This is a genomic window from Anaerolineae bacterium (assembly GCA_014360855.1).
In the GTDB taxonomy this organism is placed as follows: domain Bacteria; phylum Chloroflexota; class Anaerolineae; order JACIWP01; family JACIWP01; genus JACIWP01.
Map to the genome: position 1 here is coordinate 1 of JACIWP010000264.1, position 4106 is coordinate 4106.

Below are 4106 nucleotides of genomic sequence, written 5' to 3' on the forward strand. Positions count from 1 at the left end.
TCCCGCTGACGATCAGCCGGCCGCGCGGCGTGCGCTTGAAGAGCGCGTCGCCGGCGGCCCCACCCACGAAGTAGCCGGAGGCCAGCACCAGCACGGCGAACACCATGGTGCTGAAGACCTCCTGGGGTGAATAGCCGCGCTCCTTCTCCAGGTAGCGGAAGAACCAGTAGGTGATGACGTTCCAGGGGAAGACGCCGAAGAACCCCTGGATGAAAAGCAGGCGCAGGCTAGGTTTGCGAAAGAGATCTCGGGCGATCTTCCAGTCGAAGCGATAGGCGCGGATGTGCTCCAAGTCGGCCAGCTCCGGCTCGCTCCTGCCGCGCGGTGCCTCGCGCACGCCGAAGAAGATAACGAGGGAGAGCAGGATGCCGAGCGAACCGGTCATGTAAAACACTCCCCGCCAGCCGATACTGCCGCTGAGGAGCAGTCCCAGCGCCATACCGATCATATAGCCGAAAGGCATGGCCAGCTCCAGCAGGCCGTAGATTTTACCGCGCACCTTCGGGGGGAAATAATCGGAGATCAGGCTGTACAGGCCGGGATAGCTGGAGTCATCAATGCCGGTCGAGGCGCGGGTTACCAGGAAGACGCGAAAATTGGGCGCCACCGCGCTCAACCAGGTGGTGGCGCCCCAAATGAACGAGGCTAACGCCAGCAGTTTGGAGCGGGTGAAGCGGTCGTACAAATAGCCCCACACTGGGTACAGGATGGCGCCGACAATCAGGGCGCCGGTGAAGACGGCGCCCATCTGTGCCTCGTTGATGCCGAAGGTCTCCATGATGGGGGTGGTCAGCGGGCCGATGAGGAGCTTGTCGGTCTGGTGCAAGAGCATGAAGGCGAAGAAGACCGCTACCACGAACCAGCGATAGCGCCCGAGTGCCATGTGCATTCCTCCTGATGAATTGTGTTATGCGTACCAATCGGCCCGCGTTAAAGGCAGCCGGCTGTCCCCATCAGCATCCGGCTTGGAGAGCAGGGCTTGATAGACCTTCAGCCGGCCCACTTTGAACCCGTGCGCGGAACCCGACATGAACAGCCGCCACACGCGGTACGTCACCTCATCGGTCAGGGCGCGCGCCTGGTCGTGATGGGCTTCCAGCCGGCGCACCCAGTTGCGGAGCGTCCACATATAGTGCTCGCGCAGATTCTCCACATCGCGCACCTCAAAGCCGGCCTTCTCCGCCACCTCCAGGGTCACATGGATCGGCACCAGCTCCCCATCGGGGAAGACATAGCGGTCGGAAAAGGTCGGGCGACTGCTCGCCGGCAGGCCCTCCTTGCAGGCGATGCCGTGGTTGAGAAACACGCCCCCAGGCCGCAGGATGCGCCAGGCCTGCCCGAAGTACTCCTCCAGCTTTTCCCGGCCGACGTGCTCGAACATGCCCACACTGACCAGCTTGTCAAAACTCTCCGGCTCGTTCACGTCGCGGTAATCGCGGAACTCCACGCGACAGCGGTCCTGCAGGCCCAGCCGGCGGATGCGCTCCTGGGCGTATTCCACCTGCGGCCGGCTGAGGGTGATGCCCAGGGCCTCCACGCCGTAATGCTGTGCGGCATGGATGACCAGCCCGCCCCAGCCGCATCCGATGTCGAGCAGGCGCTCTCCCGGGCGCAGGCGAAGCTTGCGGCAGATGTAATCGAGTTTGCGCTCCTGCGCGGTGTCCAAGTCGTCCTCTGGGGAATGGAAATAGGCGCAGGAGTAGACCATGTTTTTGTCGAGCCAGAGCGCATAGAAGTCGTTGGAGACGTCGTAATGGTAGCTGATGGCCTGCTGGTCACGTGTTTTGGAATGCCGCCGGCCGCGCACCCTGGCGGCCTGCCGGCCGGCGCGCGGCATACGCTCATCAGGGAGCTTCAGCAGGAGCCGGCCCAGCACTGCCTTCTCCGCCACCGTCCAGGACTTGGCCAGCAGGGGGTCCGCCAGCCGGAAGACGCTCTCGATGTCCCCCTCGATATCGAAGTCGTCGTAAATGTAGGCCTCCGCCATAGTGAGCTCTTCAGGGGGCCAGAACATGGCGCGCAAGGCGCCCGGGTGCTTCAGCACGATGGTGAAGCGCGCCGGCTGTCCCTCTTCCGGCCCCCAGGCCGTGCCGTCCCATAGGCGCACCTGAAAATCGCGCGGATGCACATTTCCGAATAACAGATCGAGGAATGCCAGACTGGTCTGTACATGGGGGTCTGAGGCTGGGATAGGCGCTGTCGCTGCCATATGCATCTCCTTTCAAGGGTGTCCTGGAATGGAGAGGTGACGCACATCGTCCGCGGCCCATACTATAGCATATTTCGCGCCGGCGGACAATGCCCCGGAAGGCGCCATGCCGCACAGCTTCCCCGGCTTACAGCTCGGCCGGCCGGATATCCTGAAAGCCCTCGCCCAGCACCTCGTGCACGGCGTGGATAATGACGAAGGCCTCGGGGTCCACCTGATGAAGGATATATTTCAGCCGGCTGATCTCGTTGCGCTGGACCGCGCACAGCAGGACCTCCCGCCGCGTGCCGGTATAGCCGCCGCGCCCTTCCAGCACGGTGACGCCGCGTTCCAGTTCGCGGAGGATGGCCTGCCGCACCTCGTACGGCCGATTGGTGACGATGACGGCGGCGCGGGCCGACTGGATGCCTTCCTGCACCAGGTCAATGACCTTGCTGGAGATGGCGGCCAGGATGATGGCGTACATCGCCGGCTCGACCCCGAAGATGAACGCCGCGGCCCCCAGCACGATGACATTGGTGATGAGCAGGGTGAAACCGTAGTTCAGCCCCATGAAGCGCTTGGCCAGCCGGGCGATGATGTCCGTGCCGCCGGTGGTGCCGCGGAAGCGGAGCACCAGCCCCAATCCCAGTCCGTCTATGATTCCGCCGTAAATGGTGTACAGCAGGGGATCGCGCGTTACCGCCGGCACACGGCCCTGCAAAAAGTCAATGAAAAAGGACATGATGATAACCGCGTACACCGTGCGGATGCCGGTGGTCAGGCCGCCGCCCCAGCGCACGCCGGCGATGAAGAGGGGTATATTCAACAGCAGGGTCACAATGCCCACCGGCGTGCCGATAAGGTAGTACAGGATGATGGCCACACCGGTAACGCCGCCGGAGACCACCTGATTGGGGATGAGGAAGACATCCGCCGCCAGCGCGACCAGGAAGGCGCCGGCGGTGATAACGAGATATTCCAGCAGGATGCGCGGCGCATCCTGCCACCGCCAGGAGATGCCCCCGATGCGAAAGTTTCCCATAGCGCCTCCTCGCACTGCAAGGGTGGAAAGAGGAAGGCCCTCCGGTCACTGTGCGCCGGCCGCGCCAGACCGGAGGGCCAAGGATCGTCTATTTGCCGGCTCACACCTTGCGGTAATGGATGGCCTCGCCGAAGGCGGCGGCCTTGGCTACTTCCATCAAGACCTCGGGGATGGTGGGGTGGGCGTGAATGGTCTCTGCCAGCTCGCGAGCGGTCATGCCGGCCTGGATGGCCAGCGCGGCTTCGGCGATGAGGTCCGAGGCATGCGGGCCCATGATGTGGACGCCCAGGATTTTACCGCCGCGCCCCTCCGGCGTCTTCTCGCAGATCATGCGGATCTGCCCCTCGGTCTCGCCCATGGCCAGGGCGCGGCCGTTGATGTTGAAGGGGAAGCGCTCGACCACGGCCTCAATGCCCATCTCTTTGACATCGGTGGAGGTCAGGCCGACGCTGGCGATTTCCGGGATGGTGAAGATGCAGGCCGGCACGGCGCGGTAGTCGGCCTCGCGCGGGTGCCCCAGCGCGTTCTCCACAGCGATCTCTCCCTCGTAGGAAGCGACGTGCGCCAGTTGGGGGGTGGGGATGACATCGCCGATGGCGTAGATGCCGGGGATGTTGGTCTCCATGCGTTTGTTGACCTTGATATTGCGGCCTTCCATCTCGATGCCCAGGTCCTCGATGCCCAGGCCGTCGGTATAGGCCGTGCGGCCAATGGAGAGCAGGACCAGCTCTCCCTCGGCGAAGCCGGGCTTGCCTTTCATCTCGTATTCGACGCGCAGTGTGCCGGCGTCGGTCTGGACAATCTGCTTGCAGTCCACGCCGATGGTGATTTCCGTCCCCTGCCTGGCCAGCAGGGAGCGGTAGCGCTTGGCGA

General features: G+C 63.8%; 4 protein-coding genes. All 4 read right to left on the reverse strand.

All coding sequences use genetic code 11. The features are described from left to right. Nucleotides 1-889 (reverse strand): MFS transporter (locus H5T60_12315; GenBank protein MBC7243217.1); only part of this gene is annotated, 889 nt, incomplete at its 3' end. Between the two features lie 18 nt (nt 890-907). After that, nucleotides 908-2209, reverse strand: a complete 1302-nt coding sequence (locus H5T60_12320; GenBank protein ID MBC7243218.1) for a class I SAM-dependent methyltransferase — start codon at nt 2207-2209, stop codon at nt 908-910. A 127-nt stretch (nt 2210-2336) separates the two neighbouring features. Continuing rightward, complete coding sequence (locus H5T60_12325; GenBank protein ID MBC7243219.1) at nt 2337-3233, reverse strand: YitT family protein; 897 nt, start codon at nt 3231-3233, stop codon at nt 2337-2339. Between the two features lie 100 nt (nt 3234-3333). After that, nucleotides 3334-4106 (reverse strand): FAD-dependent oxidoreductase (locus H5T60_12330; GenBank protein ID MBC7243220.1); only part of this gene is annotated, 773 nt, incomplete at its 5' end.